Source organism: Azospirillum sp. TSH100 (genome assembly GCF_004923295.1).
In the GTDB taxonomy this organism is placed as follows: Bacteria; Pseudomonadota; Alphaproteobacteria; order Azospirillales; family Azospirillaceae; genus Azospirillum.
On record NZ_CP039634.1, the window covers coordinates 1,592,911 to 1,615,166 of the forward strand.

General features: G+C 68.3%; 21 protein-coding genes. 12 read left to right on the top strand and 9 right to left on the bottom strand.

Annotated elements, in window-relative coordinates; all coding sequences use genetic code 11:
* Window positions 1–2 precede the first annotated feature (2 nt).
* From E6C72_RS07590 to E6C72_RS07600, 3 genes are all read right to left on the bottom strand, one after another.
* Window positions 3–1,115 carry a CaiB/BaiF CoA-transferase family protein gene (locus E6C72_RS07590; protein ID WP_109087229.1) on the bottom strand — a complete coding sequence of 371 codons (1,113 nt, stop codon included), beginning with the start codon at window positions 1,113–1,115 and terminating at the stop codon, window positions 3–5.
* Between the two features lie 7 nt (window positions 1,116–1,122).
* Window positions 1,123–2,163 (bottom strand): GTP 3',8-cyclase MoaA, encoded by a 1,041-nt coding sequence (gene moaA, locus E6C72_RS07595; RefSeq protein ID WP_109087228.1) that lies wholly within the window; start codon window positions 2,161–2,163, stop codon window positions 1,123–1,125.
* 133 nt (window positions 2,164–2,296) lie between these two features.
* Entirely contained in the window at window positions 2,297–4,363 is a 2,067-nt protein-coding gene (locus E6C72_RS07600; RefSeq protein WP_109087227.1) for a 4Fe-4S dicluster domain-containing protein, read from the bottom strand.
* Window positions 4,364–4,706: 343 nt separating this feature from the next.
* Between E6C72_RS07600 and E6C72_RS07605 the strand changes: the two genes are divergently transcribed.
* Entirely contained in the window at window positions 4,707–6,617 is a 1,911-nt protein-coding gene (locus E6C72_RS07605; protein ID WP_109087226.1) for a methyl-accepting chemotaxis protein, read from the top strand.
* A 7-nt stretch (window positions 6,618–6,624) separates the two neighbouring features.
* On the opposite strand, the gene E6C72_RS07610 is transcribed toward E6C72_RS07605, so the two are convergent.
* Both E6C72_RS07610 and E6C72_RS07615 read right to left on the bottom strand, forming a co-directional pair.
* Entirely contained in the window at window positions 6,625–7,482 is an 858-nt protein-coding gene (locus tag E6C72_RS07610; protein WP_199228823.1) for a substrate-binding domain-containing protein, read from the bottom strand.
* 110 nt (window positions 7,483–7,592) lie between these two features.
* Entirely contained in the window at window positions 7,593–8,291 is a 699-nt protein-coding gene (locus E6C72_RS07615) for an ABC transporter permease (protein WP_109087225.1), read from the bottom strand.
* Between the two features lie 86 nt (window positions 8,292–8,377).
* On the opposite strand from E6C72_RS07615, the gene fdhD reads away from it, so the two are divergent.
* The 11 genes from fdhD to E6C72_RS07670 all read left to right on the top strand — a co-directional run bounded on the left by fdhD (window position 8,378) and on the right by E6C72_RS07670 (window position 17,924).
* The gene (fdhD, locus tag E6C72_RS07620) at window positions 8,378–9,259 is read left to right on the top strand and encodes a formate dehydrogenase accessory sulfurtransferase FdhD (RefSeq protein ID WP_109087244.1); all 882 of its coding nucleotides are present in this window, start codon (window positions 8,378–8,380) and stop codon (window positions 9,257–9,259) included.
* Window positions 9,249–9,887 carry a molybdenum cofactor guanylyltransferase MobA gene (gene mobA, locus E6C72_RS07625; protein ID WP_109087224.1) on the top strand — a complete coding sequence of 213 codons (639 nt, stop codon included), beginning with the start codon at window positions 9,249–9,251 and terminating at the stop codon, window positions 9,885–9,887. Before fdhD ends, mobA begins: the two co-directional genes overlap by 11 nt.
* Window positions 9,884–10,393: a DUF3305 domain-containing protein gene (locus E6C72_RS07630; RefSeq protein WP_109087223.1), complete on the top strand. Its 510-nt coding sequence runs from the start codon at window positions 9,884–9,886 to the stop codon at window positions 10,391–10,393. Before mobA ends, E6C72_RS07630 begins: the two co-directional genes overlap by 4 nt.
* Window positions 10,390–10,911, top strand: coding sequence for a DUF3306 domain-containing protein (locus E6C72_RS07635; protein WP_109087222.1), 522 nt, complete (start codon window positions 10,390–10,392; stop codon window positions 10,909–10,911). The genes E6C72_RS07630 and E6C72_RS07635 overlap by 4 nt, the downstream gene beginning before the upstream one ends.
* A 458-nt stretch (window positions 10,912–11,369) precedes the next feature.
* Window positions 11,370–11,996, top strand: a complete 627-nt coding sequence (locus E6C72_RS07640; protein WP_109087221.1) for a molecular chaperone — start codon at window positions 11,370–11,372, stop codon at window positions 11,994–11,996.
* 17 nt (window positions 11,997–12,013) lie between these two features.
* Window positions 12,014–12,265, top strand: coding sequence for a formate dehydrogenase (locus tag E6C72_RS32165; RefSeq protein ID WP_247875866.1), 252 nt, complete (start codon window positions 12,014–12,016; stop codon window positions 12,263–12,265).
* A 13-nt stretch (window positions 12,266–12,278) separates the two neighbouring features.
* Window positions 12,279–15,179 (top strand): formate dehydrogenase subunit alpha, encoded by a 2,901-nt coding sequence (locus E6C72_RS07650; protein WP_109087220.1) that lies wholly within the window; start codon window positions 12,279–12,281, stop codon window positions 15,177–15,179.
* A gap of 18 nt (window positions 15,180–15,197) precedes the next feature.
* The gene (gene fdh3B, locus E6C72_RS07655) at window positions 15,198–15,875 is read left to right on the top strand and encodes a formate dehydrogenase FDH3 subunit beta (protein ID WP_109087219.1); all 678 of its coding nucleotides are present in this window, start codon (window positions 15,198–15,200) and stop codon (window positions 15,873–15,875) included.
* 8 nt (window positions 15,876–15,883) lie between these two features.
* Window positions 15,884–16,069: a hypothetical protein gene (locus E6C72_RS07660; RefSeq protein WP_136700695.1), complete on the top strand. Its 186-nt coding sequence runs from the start codon at window positions 15,884–15,886 to the stop codon at window positions 16,067–16,069.
* Between the two features lie 10 nt (window positions 16,070–16,079).
* Entirely contained in the window at window positions 16,080–17,138 is a 1,059-nt protein-coding gene (locus tag E6C72_RS07665; protein ID WP_109087217.1) for a formate dehydrogenase subunit gamma, read from the top strand.
* Between the two features lie 90 nt (window positions 17,139–17,228).
* Complete coding sequence (locus tag E6C72_RS07670; RefSeq protein WP_109087216.1) at window positions 17,229–17,924, top strand: class II aldolase/adducin family protein; 696 nt, start codon at window positions 17,229–17,231, stop codon at window positions 17,922–17,924.
* A 7-nt stretch (window positions 17,925–17,931) separates the two neighbouring features.
* Here the strand turns inward: E6C72_RS07670 and E6C72_RS07675 are convergent, their stop codons facing one another.
* The 4 genes from E6C72_RS07675 to E6C72_RS07690 all read right to left on the bottom strand — a co-directional run bounded on the left by E6C72_RS07675 (window position 17,932) and on the right by E6C72_RS07690 (window position 22,246).
* The gene (locus tag E6C72_RS07675) at window positions 17,932–19,935 is read right to left on the bottom strand and encodes a HAMP domain-containing sensor histidine kinase (RefSeq protein ID WP_247875865.1); all 2,004 of its coding nucleotides are present in this window, start codon (window positions 19,933–19,935) and stop codon (window positions 17,932–17,934) included.
* Window positions 19,936–20,145: 210 nt separating this feature from the next.
* A complete protein-coding gene (locus E6C72_RS07680; protein ID WP_109087214.1) occupies window positions 20,146–20,943 on the bottom strand; it encodes a class III extradiol ring-cleavage dioxygenase in 798 nt (265 codons plus the stop codon).
* A gap of 176 nt (window positions 20,944–21,119) precedes the next feature.
* On the bottom strand, window positions 21,120–21,599 hold the full coding sequence (locus tag E6C72_RS07685; protein WP_109087213.1) for a F0F1 ATP synthase subunit B: 480 nt from the start codon (window positions 21,597–21,599) through the stop codon (window positions 21,120–21,122).
* Window positions 21,596–22,246, bottom strand: coding sequence for an ATPase (locus E6C72_RS07690; protein ID WP_109087212.1), 651 nt, complete (start codon window positions 22,244–22,246; stop codon window positions 21,596–21,598). Before E6C72_RS07690 ends, E6C72_RS07685 begins: the two co-directional genes overlap by 4 nt.
* Window positions 22,247–22,256 lie beyond the last annotated feature (10 nt).

The following is a 22,256-nucleotide window of genomic DNA, read 5'->3' on the forward strand; positions in this document are numbered from 1 at the left end:
CGTTACGCCCAGCCGGCCAGCACCGCCGCGGCGTCGCTTTCCAGCAAGGACGCGCGTGCCGGCGGCGGGGCCCCGTCGACGCGAAGGCCCATCAGCGTCTCGACCAGTGGTTCCGGCTCCGGCGTGACGCGGACCTGTCCGCGGGCGGCGACGTGCGGATGGGCGTGGACCTCCGCCAGTTCCGGCAGAGCCTCGAAACAGCAATCGACCGGGTCGAGCAATTCCTTCCACTCTGCCTGCGTCCGGCTTGCGAACAGGGAGTCCAGTTCGGCCGTCAGTTCGGTCTGGGGCAGGGGATCCTCCTGCCGGGCGATCCAGTCGGGACGGCCCACCGCCTCGCAGAAGCCCTGCCAGAATTTGACCTCCAGCGCCGACAGGGTGATGAAGCGCTCGTCAGCGGTGCGGTAGATGCGGTAGCAGGCGGCGCCGCCCGACAGCAGCGCCTCGCCCCGCTTCGGCAGGGTACCGCGGGCCGCCGCGGTCAGGGTCATGCCTTGCCAGCCCAGCACCGATTCCATGATCGACAGGTCGAGGAAGCAGCCCTGACCGGTCCGCTCGCGCCCCAGCAGCGCGCCCGCCACCGCCAGGGCCGTCTGCTGGGCCGAGGCGAAGTCGGCGACCGGCAGATAGCTGATGACCGGCCGTTCCGGCAGTCCGGATGCGTCCAGCCCGCCGCCGACCGCCATATAGTTCAGGTCGTGCCCGGCCCGTGTCGCATAGGGACCGTCATAGCCCCAGCCCGACAGGCTGGCATGGACCAGCCGCGGATTGATCTGTCGCAGCCGTTCGCGGCCAAGCCCGAGCTTGTCCATCACGCCCGGCCGGTAGCTTTCGATCAGCGCGTCGGCCTTCGCCAGCAGCCCTTCCAGCGCCGCGCGCCCCTCGGCCGATTTCAGGTCGATGCGGACGACGGTCTTGCCGGCGTTCAGCAGCTTGTAGGCGGCGGTGGTGCCGTCGCTGTCGGTTGGCCCGAGCCGGCGCAACGGGTCGCCGGTCGGCGGCTCCACCTTCACCACCGTGGCGCCGAGGTCGCCGAGAAGCTGCGCCGCATAGGGGCCGGGCAGATATTGCCCAAGGTCGATGATCCGCAGTCCGGACAGGAAGGGAAGGGGCATGGCGTGGTCAGCCCCCGGTGACGCTCATATGCCGGCCGACGGCCGGCCCCTGGTGGCGGCGGTCGATGATGAAGTCGTGGCCCTTCGGCTTGCGGGTGATCGCCTCGCGCACCGCATCGATCAGCGGACCGTCCTCGTCGCTGACGCGCAGCGGCGTGCGCAGGTCGGCGGCGTCCTCCTGGCCCAGGCACATGTACAGCGTGCCGGTGCAGGTCAGCCGCACGCGGTTGCAGCTTTCGCAGAAATTGTGCGTCAGCGGCGTGATGAAGCCGACGCGCTGGCCGGTTTCCTCCACCCTGACATAGCGGGCGGGACCGCCGGTGCGGTGGTCGCTCTCGGTCAGGGTCCAGCGCGTCTGCAATTCGGCCTTCAGCATGGTCAGCGGCCAATATTGGTCGAGCCGGGCGCCCTCGCCGATGTCGCCCATCGGCATCACCTCGATGAAGGTCAGGTCGAAGCCCTGCTCGCCGCACCAAGCCACCATACGGTGGATCTCGTCGTCGTTGACGCCCTTCAGCGCCACAGTGTTGATCTTGATCTTCAGCCCGGCTTCCTTGGCCGCCTGGATTCCGCCCAGGATCTTGTCCAGCTTGCCCCAGCGGGTGATGGCCTGGAACTTGTGCGGGTCGAGCGTATCGAGCGAGACGTTGATCCGTCGCACCCCGGCCTCATACAGCCCGGCGGCATGCTTGAACAGCATGGTGCCGTTGGTGGTCAGCGTCAGCTCGTCCAGGTCGCCCGATTTGATGTGGCGGCCCAGCGAGTGGATCAGCCGCATCACATCGCGCCGCACCAGCGGTTCACCGCCGGTCAGCCGCAGCTTGCGCGTGCCCAGCTTCACGAAGGCGCTGCACAGCCGGTCCAGTTCCTCCAGCGTCAGCACCTCCGCCTTCGGCAGGAAGCTCATGTCCTCCGCCATGCAGTAGACGCAGCGAAGGTCGCAGCGGTCGGTGACCGAGACGCGCAGATACTCCACCTTGCGGCCGAACGGATCGATCAGCGGTGCGGTGGCGGCTGACGGCAAGGTTTCGGACACTGGGTTGGTCATCACTGGACTCCACGGGCGGCCGCTGACAGGCCGCCACAGTATATGTTCGCCACACGCACGATGTGCAACGGTGGCGGGACCGTATTCCACATCACGGTATGCCGACTTTGACGCCGATCAAGAGGTCTCCGCGTCACGTCAGCTTTTGCCGCACGGCCGCAAGTTGTGCGTCCCGCTGGGCTTCCTCGCGTTCACGCAGGTCGTCGTCGGTGGTGCGCGGCACCGGCCGCTGGCCCAGGGCGAAGGGCTCGTTCCCGCGCTCGAACTGGTCGCGGACGCGGCAGTCCTCGCACATGCGGATGCGGTTGGCCGCCTCCGGCGTGGCGAACATCCAATGCTTGCCGGCCAGCGTCGTCACGATCTTCTCGATCGAGGATTTGGTGGCGAAGGGCTTGCCGCAGGACACGCAGCAGAAGGGCTCCTCCTCCTTCACCACCACGGCACCGCGGGCCTGATCGCGGAAGTCGATCTCCGGCACCAGGGAGATGACCTTCTCCGGGCAGGTGGTCTTGCACAGGCCGCACTGCACGCAGGCGTCCTGGGCGAAGGACAGCATCGGCTTGTCGGCATTGTCCAGCAGCGCCCCGGTCGGGCAGGCGCCGACGCAGGACAGGCAGAGCGTGCAGCCGGCCAAATCCACCGACACCCGGCCGAACGGGGCACCCGGCGGCAGCGGCAGGACCTCTACCGGAGCGGGGGCGGTCTTGTGCAGGTGGCGCAAGGCCAGCATGGTCACCGTGCGCTTCGGTCCCATCGGCAGGAACATCCCCGCTTCGAGGGCGTCGGCAGGGAGCGCCCACAGCTCGTCGGCCACCGCGTCGGGGTCGGCGGCGTCGATCACCGCGACACGGCCGGAGCCGTAGCCGAGCCCGCTGAAGGCGGCCTCCGCCAGCCCGATCTGCGAGGCGAGGCCGGCGGTCTCCCCCTCATTCTCCGGCCCGGTCAGCACGCGGACATGGGTGCAGCCATAGGCCAGCGCCAGCGCGAACAGGTCGAAGCCGACCTGCGTCACCTCGTTCAGCGCGAAGGGCAGCACGCGGGCCGGCAGGCCGCGGCCATGGCGGGCCATCATGCCGACCAGAGCGTCGCCATGGCGCGGGTCGTGGATCAGCAGCGCCGGCGCCGCACCGCCCGCCTTGCCGTAGGTGGACAGCAGCGTGCGCAGCCGCTCGTACACCGTGGCTGCCGGCGGCAGGGCATAGGTCGCGGCCCCGGTCGGGCAGACCGCGGCGCAGGAGCCGCAGCCGGCGCAGACATGCGGGTCGATGGCGACATGGTCACCGTTCGGCGTGACCGCCCCGGTCGGGCAGACGTCCAGGCAGCGGGTGCAGCCTGTCTTGCGGCTGCGCGAATGGGCACAGAGGTCGGCCTTGAAGTCGACGAAGCGCGGCTTCTCGAACTCGCCGACCAGATCGGCGATGTCCAGCAGGGCCTTGGCGACCTGGGCCGGGCTGTTCGGGTCGGGACGCAGATAGCCGTCGCGGCGCTTGTGATCGGGGAACAGCGGCGTGCCGCCGGTCAGGTCGAGGATCAGGTCGCAGCGGGCCGACGCCCCCTGACGCACCGGCTCAAATCCCAGCGCCCCGCGCGAGGAGGGCAGGGCCGGGGCGTAGTCGTCCACCACGATCTCGAAGGCGCCGACCCAGCCGCGGGCGGTGCGGATACGGCCGCGGAAGATCGCGACGTCCATCACCGGCGGCGGCGGGATGTCCCTGGCGCTGGTCAGCAGGATGGTGACGTCCAGCCGCTTGGCCAGTTCCCGGCCGGCCTCGATGGCGCGCTCGTCGTTGCCATAGACCAGACAGGTGCCCTGGGAGGTCAGGGTCAAGGCGCCGGTCGGCGGGATCGGCAGGGCGGCCTCGGCCAGCAGCGCCGCGATCTTGGGCAGCGCCTGGCCACCTTCGTCCGACCAGCCGGCGCGCTCGCGGATGTTGGTGAAGGTCAGGACGGTTTCGGGCGCCACCTCCGCCGCGATCTCGCTGAAGAGCGGCGCTTCCTGGGTGCAGGCGACCAGCAGCGGCTGGCCGGTGGCGACCGCCGCCTCGAAGCGGTCGAGCTGCGCCCGGCACAGCTGGGTGTGCACGGTGGCGGACATGGTGGCGGCGTTGCCGTCGCCGCACGCCTTGCCCAGCGCCGTCCCATCCAGCGCGATGCTGTGCGCACAGTCGCAGACGAGCACCGTCCGTTCGCCGATCTTCATCGTCCCCAAAACTCCTGTCGCTTGGGGCTGACGCCCCTGGCCTGAGGACACTCATATGGGGGAATGCGGCGCGATGGGAATGGGAATCTTGTCAGGGTCGGCCCCAACCCCCTGTAGCGAAGGCGCGAGGTCATCGATGGCAAGGATTATGAAATATCCGTTCTGAAAATATGGTAATGCCTCCGAACAAAAACGTTACAATTCGTTAATTTTAATGCCTGGATGATGTGTGTATGGGTCTCGGCAGCGGGAATGGATATGACGCCTCAGCCGAAAAGGTGTGCCCATGGGGAACGCGCTCAGTTTCTTCAGGATGAGGACGCAAATCAGCCTCATCAGTATCGTGAGCGTCCTCGGACTGGCTCTCCTGGGCTTGGTATTCTATGTCGAAAGCTCCAAGCAGGATGCCGTTCGGCAACTTGCCGAGCAGGCGGTGACACGCACTGAAACGCTGAAGACCCTGCGCATCCAGCTGCTGAACGGCCGGCGGGTCGAGAAGGACTTCCTGCTGCGCCGCGACGGCGAATTGCCGGCCCGCCATGCCGCCCTGGTGGCGGAGATGCAGCGGACCCTGGACGGGCTGGCCGCCGCTCTCCCGCCGGGCGTCGGCGCCGACCGGCTTGGAAAGGCGCGGGCGGAGCTAGCCGATTATGGCCGGCAGTTCGCCGAGGTGGCGGACCGCCAGACCCGCATCGGCCTGGACGAGAACAAGGGGCTGCTCGGGACCTTGCGCGGTGCCGTCCATTCGGTCGAGTCGGCGCTGGCCCGGTATGACGATCCGCGGCTGATGGCCGGCCTGCTGATGATGCGTCGGCACGAGAAGGACTTCCTGGCGCGGGTCGACGGCAAATATATCGACAGCTTCACCGCGTCGGTCGCCGCCTTCCTGACGGCTCTCGATGGGGCGCCGGTGCCGGAGATCGACCGGGCGCCGGTCCGCGCCGCCATCGAGACCTACCGCCGTGACTTCACCGAACTGGCACGTGCTGTGCTGGATATGACGGGCGAGGTCCGCAAACTGTCGGACAGCTATGGCCGGCTGGAGCCGGTGCTGCTGGAGGTGGAAGAGCGGCAGAAGGCGGAACGGGCGGCGGCGGAGGCGAGCTATTCCGCGATCCGCGATCAGGTCAAGCAGATCACCTGGATGTCGCTGGCCGTGGTTGGCGTGCTGGGTCTGGCCGGGGCGCTGCTGGTCGGCGGTTCGATCGCCGGGTCGGTGACCCGGCTGACCCGGTCGATGCAGCGCATCGCCGGCGGCGAGTTGGAGGTGGCGGTGGACGGGGCCCGCCGCCGCGACGAGATCGGCGAGATGGCGCAGGCGCTTCTGGTCTTCCGCGACAACGGAGCCGAACTGCGCCGCATGCAGGCGGAACAGGAGGCGCAGAAGGAGCGCAACGAAGCGGAGCGCAAGCGCCAGACGCACGAGCTGGCCGACCGTTTCGAGACGGCGATGCGCGGCGTGGTGGCGCAACTGTCGGCCTCGGCCGGCCGGATGCAGGACAGCGCCCGCTCACTGTCGGCGATGGCGGAGGATGGCCGCAGCCGCGCCACCTCGGTCGCCGCGGCGACGGAACAGACCTCCGCCAATGTGCAGACGGTCGCCGCCTCCTCGCAGCAGATGGCGGCGTCCATCGGTGACCTGACCCGGCAGATCGCCGAATCGGCGGCCATCGCCCAGCGGGCGGCCGACTGCGCCCAGACGACGAATGGCAGCATCCGCGCCCTGTCCGATCAGGCCCAGCGCATCGGGGAGGTCATCACCCTGATTTCCTCCATCGCCGGCCAGACCAACCTGCTGGCGCTGAACGCCACCATCGAGGCGGCACGGGCGGGCGAGGCGGGCAAGGGCTTCGCCGTCGTCGCGCAGGAGGTGAAGAACCTCGCCAGCCAGACCGCCAGGGCGACCGAGGAGATCGCCGCCCAGATCTCCGCCATGCAGCAGGCGACCGGCGGAGCGGTCGACTCCATCGGCGAGATCGACCGCACCATCGGCGAAATCAACAGCATCGCCACCGGCGCCGCCTCCGCCATCGAGGAGCAGGATGCGGCGATGCGCGAGATCGCCCGCAATGTCCAGCAGGCGGCGGGAGGCACCCAGGACATCGCCACCAGCATCGGTGGCGTCCAGCGCACCGCCGATGGCACCGGCTCGGCGGCGCAGGAGGTGATGGAGGCCGCCACCGCGCTCTATCGCGACACGGAAGGCCTGTCGCAGGAGGTGGACCGCTTCATCCGGACGATCCGCGCGGGGTGAGGGGAGCTTACGCCCCCGGCTCGTTGGCGTTGGGGAAGAACAGCTGTTCACCGTTGATCTGGTAGTCGGCGATCGCCTTCTGCCCGTCGGCCGAGACCAGCCAGTCGACGAAAGCCTGCCCGTCGGCCGCCTTGACGTGGGGGAACTTGGCCGGGTTGACCAGCATCACGCCGTATTGGTTGAACAGGCGCTTATCCCCCTCCACCAGCACCGTCAGCGGGCCGCGGTTCTTGAAGTTCAGCCAGGTGCCGCGGTCGGTCAGGGCATAGCCGTTCATCGCGGCGGCGGTGTTCAGCGTCGGGCCCATGCCCTGGCCGATCGAGCGGTACCAGCCCCCGTCCGCCTTGGCCGGGTCGAGGTTGGCGGTCTTCCACAGGGCGAGTTCGGCCTTGTGCGTGCCGCTGTCGTCGCCGCGCGACACGAAGGGCGCCTTGGCCCCCGCGATCTTCGACAGCGACTGGGCGACGTCCTTGCTGCCCTTGACGCCGGCCGGGTCGCTGGCGGGGCCGACGATGACGAAATCGTTGTACATCACCGGCTTGCGCACGGTGGAGAAGCCTTCGGCGACGAACTTCTCCTCCGATGGCTTGTGGTGGACGAACAGCACGTCGGCGTCGCCGCGCTTGGCGAGGTCGATGGCCTGCCCGGTGCCCTTGGCGACGACCCGCACCTCGATCCCCGTCCTGGCGGTGAATTTCGGCAGGAGCGAGCCGAACAGGCCCGAATCCTCGGTCGAGGTGGTGGAGGCGACCGTGATGAAGCGGTCGGCGGCCAGCGCGGCGGACGGGGCGGCGGCTTCTACCAGAGCGACCAGGGCCGCGGCGGCACAGCCCAGCACGCCAAGCACGAATGAACGGCGCAGCATCCCTCAATTCCTCCCACATGCGTTGTTACCCGATTGGCATATCGCAGTCGGGCCGGCGTTGCAAAGGCTTGCCGAGCGTCCGTCCACTCGGTCGCAGGCTGTCCGCCCGCTCAGGCTTTGGCGGCCGTCTCCGTCAGCAGCGACGCGGCGAGATTGACCGTCAGCGACAGCGTCATCAGCACCATGCCCAGCCCCAGCGCCATCGGCAGGTCGCCCTTGCTGGTCTCCAGCGCGATGGCGGTGGTCATGACGCGGGTCACATGTTCGATGTTGCCGCCGACGATCATCACCGCCCCGACCTCCGCCGAGGCGCGGCCGAAGCCGGCCAGCACGGTGGTGACGAGGCTCCAGCGCGCCTCCGCCAGCAGGGTGGCCAGCCGGCGGACCGGACCGGCACCGGTGACGCGCAGCAGGTCGTCATAGTCGACCAGCAGATCCTCCACCGTCTGGCGGGCGAGCGAGGCGACGATGGGCACGATCATCACCGTCTGGGCGACGATCATCGCCGTCGGGGTGAACAGCAGCCCCAGCACGCCGAAGGGGCCGGAGCGCGACAGCAGCAGATAGACCACCAGCCCGACCACCACCGGCGGCAGCCCCATCATCGTGTTCAGCGCGATGGCGACGGCGCGGCGGCCGGGAAAGCTGAGCGCCGCGACGGCGGCACCCAGCGGCAGGCCGATCAGCGTGGCGATGGCCACGGCGGACAGGCTGACGCGCAGCGACAGGCCGATGATCCGCATCAGACCGTCGTCCATCGACAGGATCATGGAAAAAGCAACGGCCAGGGCTTGGGAAAAATCCTGCATAAGGTCCAAATCACTTCTCGAATCGCTCCGGCGGGGGCTTGTCCGAAGGACGCCGCTCGCCCACACTCGCGCGCATGAGCCCGACCATGAGCCTGAAGACCTTCACCATAGCGCCGGATCCGGCCAACCCCAAGCTGACCGAGCGCGTGCGCGGCCTGGACCAGGACGGCCGCGAGATCGAGACGGCCGTGACGGTCGAGCGGCCGTTGACCCTGTACCTGAACGGGCAGGAGATCGTCACCATGATGACGATCGGCGATTATCCTGACTGTCTGGCGGTCGGCTATCTGCTGAACCAGAACATGCTGCGGCGCGACGACCGCATCACCGGCATCGACGTGGACGAGGAGACGGACACCGTCGTCGTCCGCACCGAACGCGCGACCGACTACGAAGCCAAGCTGAAGAAGAAGACGCTGACCTCCGGCTGCGCCCAGGGCACCGCCTTCGGCGACGTGATGGAGACCTTCGAGTCCGTCAGCCTGCCGGCCGATGTGCGGCTCCGCACCTCGTGGATCTACGCGCTGTCGAAGCAGATCAACCTGCAGCCCAGCCTGTATCTGGAGGCCGGCGCCATCCATGGCTGCGTGCTGTGCCAGCAGGACCGGCCGCTGGTCTACATGGAGGATGTCGGCCGCCACAACGCGGTGGACAAGGTCGCCGGCTACATGCACCTGAACGGCGTTTCCGCCGGCGACAAGATTTTCTACACCACCGGCCGCCTGACATCCGAGATGGTCATCAAGACGGTGCAGATGGGCATTCCGATCCTGGTCTCGCGCTCCGGCTTCACCGCCTGGGGCGTGCAGCTGGCGCGGCAGGCCAACCTGACGCTGGTCGGCCGGGCCAAGGGCAAGCGCTTCATCGCGCTGGCCGGCACAGACCGGCTGGTGTTCGACGCCGACGCCGCGGGCGCCGACGAGGAGGATCGCCGGCATGGACGCAAGGGAAGCCGCGATGACGATTGACTCAGCTCACCCGGATATTGGCGGCGTTCTGCTGGCCGGCGGCCTGTCGCGCCGGATGGGCGGCGGCGACAAGTGCCTGCGCCCGCTCGGCGACCGCAGCATCCTGGAACGCATCGTCGCCACCGTCCGGCCGCAGGTCGGCCCGCTGGTGCTGAACGCCAATGGCGACCCCGCCCGCTTCGCCCATCTCCACCTGCCGGTGGCGGCCGACGTGGTGGAAGGCTATGCCGGGCCGCTCGCCGGCGTACTGACCGGCATGGAGTGGCTGCGCGGCACCGCTCCCGGCATCGGCTGGGTTGCCAGCTTCGCCACCGATGCGCCGTTCATCCCGCGCGACCTCGTCACCCGCATGGTGGCGGCGCTGGAGCATGAGGGCGCCGACCTCGCCTGCGCCCGGTCCGGCGGGCAGGACCACCCGGTCTTCGGGCTGTGGCCGATCCGTCTGGCCGGCGACCTGCGCCGCGCCATGGTGGAGCAGGGCGTCCGCAAGGTCGATGCCTGGACCGCCCGTTACCGGCTGGCCGTCGCCGAATTCGCCATAGACCCTGTCGATCCCTTCTTCAACACCAACCGGCCGGAGGATCTGGCCGAGGCGGAACGCCTGCTGGCGTCGGGACATGCGTCATGACGGAACCGCCCGTTACCCAATCCCTTGAGCGTATCGAGACCATGCCGCTCGGCATCGTGGTGGAGCGTCGGCGCGGCGTCACCGCCTGGGCCGACTGGAGTTGGCGCCCGATGTCGGTCATTCCTGGTGCCGGCCCGGTCGAGCCGCCCGGCCGCCTGCTGATGGAGGGCGAAGGCTGGACCCACAGCCATGCGGCTACCCTGACGCTGGAACTGTTCCGCACCGACACCGAGGGCTATCGCCTGAACCTGTCGCAGGATCCGCCGCGGCTTTGGGTGGTGATGCGCCCCGGTCCGGATGGCGAGGAACTGGTGCCTTTCACGGTCACCGCGTCCGCCCATGAAGGTGAAGGCTATCAGGTCGGCGCCGATGTGGTGGAGACGGTGCCGATGCCGCCGGAGGTGATCGCGCTGGTCCGCGATTTCGTCGAGCAGCACCATGTCGACGTTCCCTTCCACAAGCGCGAGCGCAAGCGCCACTTCGAGAAGGAGGATCGGAAGCGGTGAGCGGCGAAGCCTTCCTGTCGCGCTGGTCGCGCCTGAAACGCACGGCGGTCAAGCCGGAGCCGGTGCCTGCCGATCTTCCTCCGGCCGGCGAAGAGGCCGCGGAGCTTCCGGTCCCCGTGGCCGAGGACAGCCCGGCCGATGCCATCCCGCCGGAAGCCGAAGACCCGCTGAAGGACCTGCCTCCGGTCGAGGAACTGACCGGCGAGTCCGACTTCACCCCCTTCCTGCGCGCCGAGGTGCCGGAGGATCTGCACCGCCAGGCCCTGCGCAAGCTTTGGACCTCCGACCCGATCTATGCCAATGACGACGGGCTGAAGGACTACGCCGACGACTATGCCAGCCTGTTTACCGGCGGGGTGCCGGTGAAGACGCTCTACCGAGTCGGCAAGGGCTTCCTCGACACGCTCGACGAGGTGGCGGAGGGGGGCCTTGAGGCTCCGCCCACGGCTGACGCCGAGGTTTCCGAGGTAAGCGACACCCCCTCTCCCCAACCGCCAATCCCCTCTCCCCCCGGGTGAGAGGGTTGGGGTGAGGGAAAGCGAGGCTAGACCTTGTCGATCCGCGCACAATTCCCACCTCCCGCCTCTTTCATCCCATACATCCCCCTCACCCCAATCCACTCCCCCCGGGGGGAGGGGGCTTTCCTCCAGCGCACTCCCTCGCAAAATCACTTTCAAAATGCGACGGATCGCCGCGCCAATTTAGACCCCCTCAAAATTAAGGACCGCTCTGTTAGCGCGAGCATAGCGCCGTGATAAAGTTTCATTTGCCCTCACTTCCGGGCGCGTCCTTAGTTGACAAAGGGATAGGTTCAGTCCTTTTATTATCTATCCGTGAATTGCTAAGCCACTGTAAGGCAACAGCTTTTCGCAGGTGCATCAAAAGGGGTGATGGACCGGTTCCAAAAAGAACGGCGCGCGGCGGGACCGCAGACGCCGACACCCCGCCTTGTGTGTCCGGGAGGAGTTAGCGGCGCGTGTCCATTGCCGTCGATCACACCGTGCCCCCCGCGATCGCGGAGGAGGAGCTGTTCCGTGCGCAGGTCTATGCTCTGCTGGCGCGCCTGCTCGCGCGTGCGCCCGATGCGGCGTTCCTGAGCGCGCTGGGCGAGCTGGCTGGGGAGGGCGGCGAGTTCGGTGCGGCGCTCGACCGGCTGGCCGACGCGGCGCGCGGCAGCGACCCGGCGGCGGTGGAAGAGGAATTCACCACCCTCTTCATCGGTGTCGGTGGCAGCGAGCGCACCCCCTACGGGTCCTTCTACCTGACCGGTTTCCTGAACGAGAAGCCGCTGGCGGAGCTGCGCGCCGACATGGCGCGGCTGGGCATCGCCCGTGCCGACGACGTGTCGGAACCGGAAGACCACATCGCCGCCCTGTGCGAGATGATGGCCGGCCTGATCGGCGGCGAATTCGCGCCGGAGGAGGACGGCATCGTTGGCCTCGACGGACAGCGGACATTTTTCGATCGCCACGTCGGCTCCTGGGCCGGGCGGTTCTTCGCGGATTTGGAGACCTCGCCGTCGGCCCGCTTCTATCGGGCGGTCGGTGCGGTCGGACTGGGTTTTCTGGCGGTCGAGGCGCGCGCCTTCGACCTTGCGGCCTGAAGGTGAGGAGCGAAGCCATGACGCGGAACGCGGTCAAAGCCACGGATGAAGCAGTCAAACAGGGCAGGGATACGCAGAGCAAGGACAAGGGGCTCGCCCGGCGCGACCTGTTCCGCGTCGCCGGTCTCGGGGCTGGCGCGCTCGGCGCCGTCGCCGCCGGCGTGACCGCCACCGGTGGCGCGGCCGAGGCCGCCCCGGCTGAGACGACCTCCACGGGCTACCGCGAGACCGACCATGTCCGGAAGGTCTACGAAGTCAGCCGCTTCTAAGAGGAACGCCCCGATGCTCATCAAGAAAAGCTCGGCCACCTCCGGCGGCCGCCGTCTCGCCCGCACCCTGACCCAGACGCTGGCATCATCCACCGGCGTCACTGTCGACCGCCGCGCCTTCCTGCGCACCTCCGGCATTGCCGCCGGCGGCGCCGCGCTGGCCTCCGCCATGCCCTTCGGCATGGTGAAGAAGGCCGACGCCGCCACCGCGGCCGCCGTCGCCGGCGCGCCGGTGAAGCAGGTCAAGTCGGTCTGCACCCACTGCTCGGTCGGCTGCACCGTGGTGGCCGAGGTGCAGAACGGCGTCTGGATCGGGCAGGAGCCCGGCTTCGACAGCCCGATCAACCTGGGTTCGCACTGCGCCAAGGGCGCTTCGGTGCGCGAACACGCCCATGGCGAACGCCGCCTGCGCTATCCGATGAAGATGGTAGACGGCAAGTGGACCCGGATCAGCTGGGATCAGGCGATCGAGGAGGTCGGTTCCAAGCTGCTGGCGATCCGCGAGCAGTCCGGCCCGGATTCGGTGTTCTGGCTCGGCTCGGCCAAGCACAGCAACGAGCAGGCCTATCTGTTCCGCAAATTCGCCGCGCTGTGGGGCACCAACAACGTCGACCATCAGGCGCGCATCTGCCACTCCACCACCGTGGCCGGCGTGGCCAACGTCTGGGGCTACGGCGCCATGACGAACAGCTACAACGACATCCAGAAGTCGCGGGCGCTGTTCTTCATCGGCTCCAACGCCGCCGAGGCGCATCCCGTCGCCATGATGCATGTGCTGAAGGCGAAGGAGCAGAACGCCGCTCCGCTGATCGTCGCCGATCCGCGCTTCACCCGCACCGCCGCCCACGCCAACGAATATATCCGCTTCCGTCCCGGCACCGATGTGGCGCTGGTCTGGGGCATCCTCTGGCACATCCTCCAGAACGGCTGGGAGGACAAGGACTATATCGCCCGGCGCGTCTACGGCTTCGACGACATCCGCGCCGAGGTCGCCAAATGGACGCCGGAAGAGGTGGAGCGTGTCACCGGCGTTCCGGGTTCGCAGCTGCACCGCGTCGCCCGCACGCTGGCCTCCAACCGGCCGGGCACGCTGGTCTGGTGCATGGGCGGCACCCAGCACCACATCGGCAACAACAACACCCGCGCCTATTGCGTGCTCCAGCTGGCGCTGGGCAATGTCGGCGTGTCGGGCGGCGGCACCAACATCTTCCGCGGCCACGACAATGTGCAGGGTGCGACCGACTTCGGCGTCACCTCGGACAGCCTGCCCGGCTATTACGGTCTGGCGGAGGGCGCGTGGCGCCACTGGGCGCGCGTCTGGGATCTCCCCTATGATGGCCTCCAGAAGCGCTTCGGGTCGAAAGCGCTGATGGAGAGCACCGGCATCCCGGTGTCGCGCTGGTTCGATGGCGTGCTGGAAGCCAAGGAGAATCTGGACCAGCCGAACCCGGTCAAGGGCATGGTCTTCTGGGGCCACGCGCCGAACAGCCAGGTCCGTCTGCCCGACATGAAGAAGGCGATGGAGAAGCTGGAGCTGCTGGTCGTCGTCGATCCCTATCCGACGATGACCGCGGTGCTGCCCGACCGCAAGAACGACTTCTATCTGCTGCCGGCGGCGACCCAGTTCGAGACCTCCGGCTCCGCCACCGCGTCGAACCGGTCTGTCCAATGGCGCGACAAGATCGTCGAGCCGCTGTTCGAGGCGAAGACCGACCACGAGATCATGTATCTCTTCGCCAGGAAGTTCGGCTTCGCGGCGGATCTCTGCAAGAACATCAAGGTCAACGGCAACGAGCCGCTGGTCGAGGATATCACCCGCGAATGGAACCGCGGCATGTGGTCGGTCGGCTACACCGGCCAGTCGCCGGAGCGTCTGAAGCTGCACATGCAGCATCAGGCCACCTTCGACAAGACGACCCTGCGCGCCGTCGGCGGCCCGTGCGACGGCGATTACTTCGGTCTGCCCTGGCCCTGTTGGGGCACGCCGGAGATGAAGCATCCGGGCTCCGCCAACCTCTACGACACCTCGCTGCCGGTCGCCCAGGGCGGCGGTGCCTTCCGCGCCCGCTTCGGGGTTGAGCGCAACGGCGTGACGCTGCTGGCCGAGGGCTCCTATCCGGAAGGGTCGGAGATCAAGGACGGCTATCCGGAAGTCACCATGGCGATGCTCCAGAAGCTGGGCTTCGACGCCGACCTGACGCCGGAGGAACTGGCGGTCATCCAGAAGATCGGCGGTGACAAGATCGGTGCGGTGTCCTGGACCACCGACCTGTCGGGCGGCATCCAGCGCGTGGCGATCAAGCACGGCCTGAACCCGCCGGGCAACGCCAAGGCCCGTTGCGTCGCCTGGAACTTCCCGGACCCGGTTCCGATCCACCGCGAGCCGCTCTACACCCCGCGCCGCGATCTGGTGGCCAGCTATCCGACCTACAAGGACACCAAGTCCTGGCGCGTGCCGACGCTCTACAAGTCCATCCAGGACCGCGACGTGTCGAAGGAATACCCGATCATCCTCACCTCCGGCCGTCTGGTCGAATATGAGGGCGGCGGCGACGAGACGCGGTCGAACCCCTGGCTGGCCGAGTTGCAGCAGGACATGTTCGTCGAGATCAACCCGTTCGACGCCAACAATGCCGGCGTCAAGGACGGCCAGCTGGTCTGGGTCGAAGGCCCGGAAAAGGGCAAGGTGAAGGTCAAGGCGATGGTGACCGAGCGTGTCGGCCGCGGCGTTGCCTTCATGCCCTTCCATTTCGGCGGCGTGTATCAGGGGCAGGATCTGCGCTCGAAATACCCGGCCGGGGCCGACCCGATCGTGCTGGGCGAGGCCGCCAACACGGCGACCACCTACGGCTACGACTCGGTGACCCAGATGCAGGAAACCAAGACCACCCTTTGCCGCATCCAGGCGGCCTGACGCGCGGGAGTTTGAACCATGGCCCGGATGAAATTCCTGTGCGACGCCGAACGCTGCATCGAGTGCAACGCCTGCGTCACCGCCTGCAAGAACGAGCATGAGATCCCCTGGGGCATCAACCGCCGCCGCGTCGTGACCATCAACGACGGCAAGCCGGGGGAGCGGACCATCTCGGTCGCCTGCATGCATTGCTCCGACGCGCCCTGCAAGGCGGTCTGCCCGGTCGACTGCTTCTATCAGACCGACGAAGGCGTGGTGCTGCACAACAAGGACCTGTGCATCGGCTGCGGTTACTGCTTCTACGCCTGCCCGTTCGGCGCGCCGCAGTATCCGCAGGCCGGCAATTTCGGCACGCGCGGCAAGATGGACAAGTGCACCTTCTGCTCCGGCGGTCCGGAGCCCGACAATTCGGAGGCCGAGTTCAAGAAGTACGGCCGCAACCGTCTGGCCGAAGGCAAGCTGCCGCTCTGCGCCGAGATGTGCTCGACCAAGGCGCTGCTGGCCGGCGATGCCGACAAGGTGTCGGACATCTACCGCGAGCGCGTCGCCGCCCGTGGTTTCGGGTCCGGCGCCTGGGGCTGGGGCACCGCCTACCAGACCAAGTCGGGCCAGGAGCGCGGCCAGCCCGGCGGCTCGCTGTTCCAGGGCACCGGCGGTCCTGCCGGCGGCCCGCCCCTTCAGAAGCAGGGGCTGTGACGGTGGCGGTGACCGTCATTCGGACCGTTCTGGCGTTCGGCGCCGTCATCCTGCTGGCGGGTTGCCAGGAGGATGGGGCGCCGCGTCCGGTCCATCTGGACAAGGGCGTCTATCAGGGCGCGGCCGACACGCCGCGCACCGCGGACGAGGTGCGGGCGCTGCAACAGCGCACCGCCTATCAGGGTGTGCGATAGGGAGCGTCCGATGGAAGGTCATCGCATCAAGGCGGCACTCGCCGCCCTGCTGATCGGGATCGGTCTTGCCGGTGGCTCCGCGCTGCCGGCCGCCGCCCAGTCAAGCGTCCGCATCGGCGGGCCGGTGGCGGAGCAGCAGGTCGACCGCGACGGGCCGATGGTGCCGACCCAGATCCCGGGCCAGAGCCGTGGCGACAGCTGGCACGGCATCCGCCTGGGCGAGCAGGGCACCGTCTCCATTCCCAACAAGCAGGCCGGCGTCCTGATCCAGTCCGAAGGCGAGGCGTGGCGCGCCGTGCGCAACGGTCCGCTCAGCCAGTATGGCAGCTGGGTGCTGGGCGGCATCCTGGCTCTGCTGGTGCTGTTCTTCGTGGTGCGCGGGCGCATCCGCATCGACGGCCAGAAGACCGGCCGCACCATCGAGCGCTTCAACGCCTTCGAGCGTGGCGTCCATTGGATGACCGCCGGCAGCTTCGTCGTGCTCGCGGTTTCCGGCCTGAACCTGCTCTACGGCCGCCATACGCTGCTGCCGCTGATCGGGCCGGAGCCCTTCGCCGCGCTCAGCTATTACGGCAAGCTTGCGCATAACTTCCTGGGCTTCGCCTTCATCCTGGGCGTGGCGCTGATCTTCGTCATGTGGGCCAAGCACAATATCCCGTCGCGCCACGACCTGATCTGGTTCCTGAAGGCGGGCGGCCTGTTCTCCAGGGGCGTCCACCCGCCGGCGCACAAGTTCAACGGCGGCCAGAAGGTGATCTTCTGGTCCACCGTGGTCGGCGGTGCGGCGCTGGGCTTCACCGGCGTCCAGCTGGTCTTCCCCTTCAGCTTCGCCACGCTGGAGGAACTGCAACTCTTCCAACTGGCGCATGCCGCGATCGCCGTGATCATGATCGCCATCATCCTGGCGCACATCTACATCGGTTCCGTCGGCATGGAAGGCGCCTTCGCCGCCATGGGCGACGGTCAGGTCGAGCTGCAATGGGCGCGCGAGCACCATTCGCTGTGGGTCGAGGAGGTGACTGGCGAAAAGGTGCGCCATGGGCCTCACCACGGGACTCCGGCGGAGTAGGGGGCTGTCTGATCGTCCGCGTCGGTTCCCCTTGACCCTTATCGCACACCGTGGCCCCCTGGCGCTTCCGCCACCCCGGAAGCGCCTGCCATGACCTCGCACCTCATCGAACGCCAGGCCGTCATCGACGGCTGCCTCGCCATGAACCGGCTGGGCATCAATCAGGGCATGTCGGGGAACCTGTCGCACCGGATCGACGGCGGTTTCCTGGTCACGCCGACCAGCATGCCCTATGACGCCATGACCCCGGCCGACATCGTCGAGATGGGTTTCGACGGCACCTATCTCGGCGACCACCGCCCGTCATCGGAATGGCGCATCCACCGCGATATCCTGCGGGCAAGGCCGGACGTGACGGTCGTCCTCCACGCCCACCCGACCTTCGCTACCGCACTTGCTGTGCATGGCCGCCCCATTCCGTCCTTCCATTACATGGTGGCTCTGGCCGGCGGTGACTCGATCCGTTGCGCGCCCTACGCCACTTTCGGCACGCAGGAACTGTCCGACCACGCCCTGGCGGCGCTGGAGGGGCGGCTGGCCTGTCTGCTGGCCAATCACGGCATGATCGTGCTGGGCAGCAGCGTACAGTCCGCCCTGTCGCTGGCGGTGGAGGTCGAGACGCTGGCCCGCCAGTATCTCTATGCCCAGCAGTTTGGCGAGCCGGTGATCCTGCCGCCGGAGGAGATTGCGCGGGTGGCGGAGAAGATGCGGCGGATGAAGTACGGCCAACCGGTGGACGACGGCGACGCGCCGGACGATACGGCGCGTCCGCGCTCCTCTGATTAAGGGCCGATCAAGGACCGATTTGCGTCATCGACGCGCTGCCGGCGAGGTGCCCGGCCGGCTTGAGTGCCGCGACGCGCAGCAGTGGCCTGGACGTACCGACCGCTTCCACCTGCAACGGACGCTCCTCCGCCGGCGGTTCATAGACGGCGGGCAGGGCGATGGTGATGCGGGTGCCCTGGCCGGGCTCGCTCGCCACCTCGATGTCACCGCCCAGCATGGCGGTGTAATGTCCGACCAGCGTCAGCCCAAGCCCGGCGCCGCGCGGTTTGCCCTGGCCGCGGGTCGCCACGGTCCCGTTGCCGGCGCCCTGGACGAAGGGCTGGAACAGCCGGCCGGTCTGGGCGGTGGGAAAGCCGCGGCCGGTGTCGGCGACGGTGAAGCGGTACCAGCGGGCGCCGTCGCGCTCCATCGTCTCGGCCGACAGGGTGACGGTGCCGTCCTGGGTGAACTTGCAGGCATTGTCCAACAGGTTCAGCAGCGTCTGCCGCACCTTGGTGAAGTCCGAATGCATCTGGCCCAGCCCACCCGTGGCCGAAAGCTCCAGCGTGTTGCCATAAAGGTCGGCGGCCGGCATCGACCGCTCACGCGCCTCGGTCAGCAACCGGTTGACGTCGAAATCCTGCAGGCACACGTCCATCGCCCCGGCCTCGACCTTGGCATAGTCGAGGATGGCGTCAACCAGGGTGGTCAGCTGTTCGCCGGTCCACTGGATATGCTCGACATCTGTCGCCAGTTCGTCGACGCCCAACCGGTGCAGGTCGGTCATCAGCGTCTGGCTGGCATTGACGATCTCGGTCAGCGGACCGTGCAGCTCATGGCCCATATTGACCAGGAAATCGCTCTTGGCCTGGCTGGCGGCCTCGGCCAGCGCCTTCTCGCGCAGCAGGCGGGTGTGCTCGATTTCCGCCTCGCGCCGCTCGCGTTCGGTGTCCTCGGCGTTGCCGCGCAGCACATCCAGCGCGCGGGCCATGGTGGCGATCTCGTCCTGCCCGGACAACGCCGGCAGCGTCAGGTCGGTGCGGCCGGCGGCCAGCGCCGTCACCGCGGTCGCCATCGTCCTCACCGGACCGGTGACGCTGCGCTGCACCAGCCACAGCGCGATGAGCCCGGCGAGCAGGACCAGCCCGCCGATCCACAGCGCCACGCTGGTGTAGCCGGACAGGCCGCTGGTCAGCGTGCCGCGCAGCGCCTGGGTTCCGGCCTCCGCCCGGCGACGGATCTCGCCCAGATTGGCGGCGATGCCGGCTGCGTTGGCGGCCATCGCGTCGGCACGCAGATTGTCTTCCTCGACCACCGAGCTTTCGATGGCCGATAGCACGCCGCCCGCCTTCGCCAGCAGGGCAGCGACCTCGTCGATCGACTGCTTGGTGCCGGGCACCCAGAGATAGCGGTTCATTTCCGCCAACCGGTCGCGGGCGGCGGCCAGCTGGCTGCGCATCGCCTCGGCATCCTGCGGATCGCGGCGATCGACGTAGCGGGTCAGATGCTCCTGCATCAGCAGGGTGGCAATGGCGGCATCGCTGGCCAGCGCCGTCGAATCGACGCCGCCGGCATTCTTCAGCTGGTCCAGCTTGCGGCGGGTCTCGGCCACCAGCGGCTCAAGCACACCGGTCATCTGGCCATTGCGGTCGCTGCGCAGAGCGATCAGCTTCTGAACCGCCGCCCAATAATCCTCCAGCGAGGCGCGGGCCTTGTCGACGCCCTGGCGGTCAGCACTCTCCACAACGCCCTTCGACAGCGCATCCAGCCGTTCGCGCAGGGTGTCGTGCCGCCAGGAAGCGTCGAGCAGGCTCTGGTCGTCGCCGTAGGTCAGATGGTCGCGCACGGCGACTTCCATGTCGCGCAGGCTGACATCGGCGTCCGCCGCCGCCTGCGACAGGTCGGCGCGGCCGGAGAAGGCGCCGATGTCGCGCGACACCGCGTAGAACCAGCCGAGCCCGACCAGGGCCAGCAGGACCACCAGCCCAAGCGCAATGCCGAAACCGGCGCCGACCCGCGCCGACACGGTCATGTCGCGGAATCGGGTCCGGCGGCCGCTTGGGGACAGAATGCCGTTCCGCTTCACACCGACTCCCGCTCGCGCTGTGCCTGACGATTTTCGCTTCCGACCGGCCACAACCATTGAGACAGGGATTAGCGGGCCGGTCGCCGCGCGCGCGGATTGTAGCTTGGCTATCCCCCCAGGCAAACAGACAAGTGTGCGACGGAGTACCGCCAAAGGTCAGGCGGTATCTCCCGTGGTATCCTGGGCGGTGAAGGCGTAGGCGTGCATGCCCAGGCTGCCATGCTCGAAGCCGGCATGCAGCCTTTCCGTCTTCGGCCGCGCACCGGCGGCACCCAGCGCCACCGGCAGCGGCAGGAAATGCTCGTCGGTCGGGTGGGCGCGACGGGCGTCCGGGCAGGCCTCCAGCCAATTGCCCACCGCCTGCGTGTCGCCGTCCTCCAGCGCCTTGTCCAGCCAGCCGGCGAAGCCGGTCGCCCAGGGAGCGGCGCTGTTGCCGCCGAAGCGGAACTCCCGCAGATTGTGCACCGCACCGCCGCTGGCCAGGATCAGCACGCCCTCGCGCCGCAGCGGCTCCAGCAGGCGGCCGAGCGCGATGTGGTCGGCCGCGCTACGGTAGGGCATCACCGAGAACTGAGCCACCGGGATATCGGCCTCCGGATACATCAGCATCAGCGGCACCCAGGCGCCATGGTCCAGCCCCTGCGACGGATCGACGACCGCCCCGGTCAGTTGCGCCGCACGCTCCGCCAGTGCCGGTGCGCCCGGCGCAGCGTAGCGCATACGGTAGAGCGCGTCGGGGAAGCCGTAGAAATCATGGACTGTCTCCGGTGCAGCGGCGCCGCTGACCGCCGGCACCCGGGTGGTCCAATGGGCGGAAACCGCCAGGATCGCACTTGGCCGGCCGAGCTTGCGGCCGAGACCGGCAAGGAAGTCGCGGCCGGCGCTGTTCTCCAGAATCAGCGTGGGGGCGCCGTGGGAGACGAAGACGGAGGGAAACGCAGTGGTGTCGGACATCGGTGAACGGAACTCCGGCCGGACGATGGGGGAGGGCGGTGGTGAGGGTCATGCGTGGCGGGGGCCGACCGTTCCATTCGACCAAAGAAAAACCCCGGCGCCAAGGCCGGGGTTTCTCCAAAGTCCGTTGTTCGGACCACAACAATCGTCGCGGTTGAACAGCGTTGGCTGACCGATCAGTGCAGGTGCTTCGGCAGCTCGCCGATCGACTGCTCGATCAGCTTGTCGGCCTGGGCCGCCGGAAGGCCAGCGGACAGGACGCGCCGGCTGGCGCCGATGGCGACGTCGACCGTCAGGTTGCGGACCTCGGCCAGCGCTGCGGCTTCCGCCTGGGCGATGCGGTCCATGGCCTGGGCCTCGCGGCGCTTCAGCGACGCTTCCAGGTCGGTGGTGGCCTGGGCCTGCAGACGGGCGGCTTCCTCGCGGGCGTGAGCCAGGAAAGCCTCGGCGTCCTTCTTGGCATCTGCAAGACGGGCCTGATAGCCGTTCAGCAGGGCCTGGGCATCCTTGTGCAGGCGCTCGGCCTCGTCCAGTTCGGAACGGATGCGCTCGGCGCGGCCGTCAAGTGCGGTGCCGATGGCGGCAGACGCCTTCTTCCAGACCAGGGCGACGAAGATGACGAAGGCGATTGCGACCCAGAATTCAGGTGCGTTCATCCCCGGCGCTCCTCAAGCACGGCCGCGACGGCGGCGTCCGCCTGGGCCTGATCGACGTCGACGCCGGCCAAGCGGCCGGTGATGTCGCGGACGATACCGACCGACTCGGCACGGATGTTGGCCAGGGCCTGCTCCTTCGCCGTGGCGATCGAGGCCTCGGCGGTGCGCAGGCGTTCGGCGATGTCGGCGTTCAGCTGGGCCTGACGGGCCTGGCTGTTCGCCTCGATCCCGGCGGCGGCCTCGGCGATGACGCCCTGGGCCTCGGCGCGGGCGCCGGCGAGGGACTTCTCGACCTGGGCCAGAATGGCCTCGGCCTCTTCCTTCAGTTGGGCGGCCTTCGCCAGATCGCGCGAGATGCGTTCCTGACGCGCTTCCAGAACCTCGGCCACGCGCGGGAGCGCCTTCTTGGACATGAGGTAGTAGAGAACGCCGAAGGTCAGAGCCAGCCAGAAGATCTGGGTCGGGAAATTGGCGGGATTGAGCTGCGGCAGGCCGCCGGAAGCGTGCTCGCCGCCGTGCGCCGCGTTCGGAGCGTGCTCCGCCGCGGCCGCCAGGACGGTGCCGGCCATCGTGGTGAGGGTAGCGAGCGAAGCGCCCGCCACGCCCGACCAGCGGGCCAGCCGGCCTTTGGCCAACAGGTTCGGCATGATCGGTCCC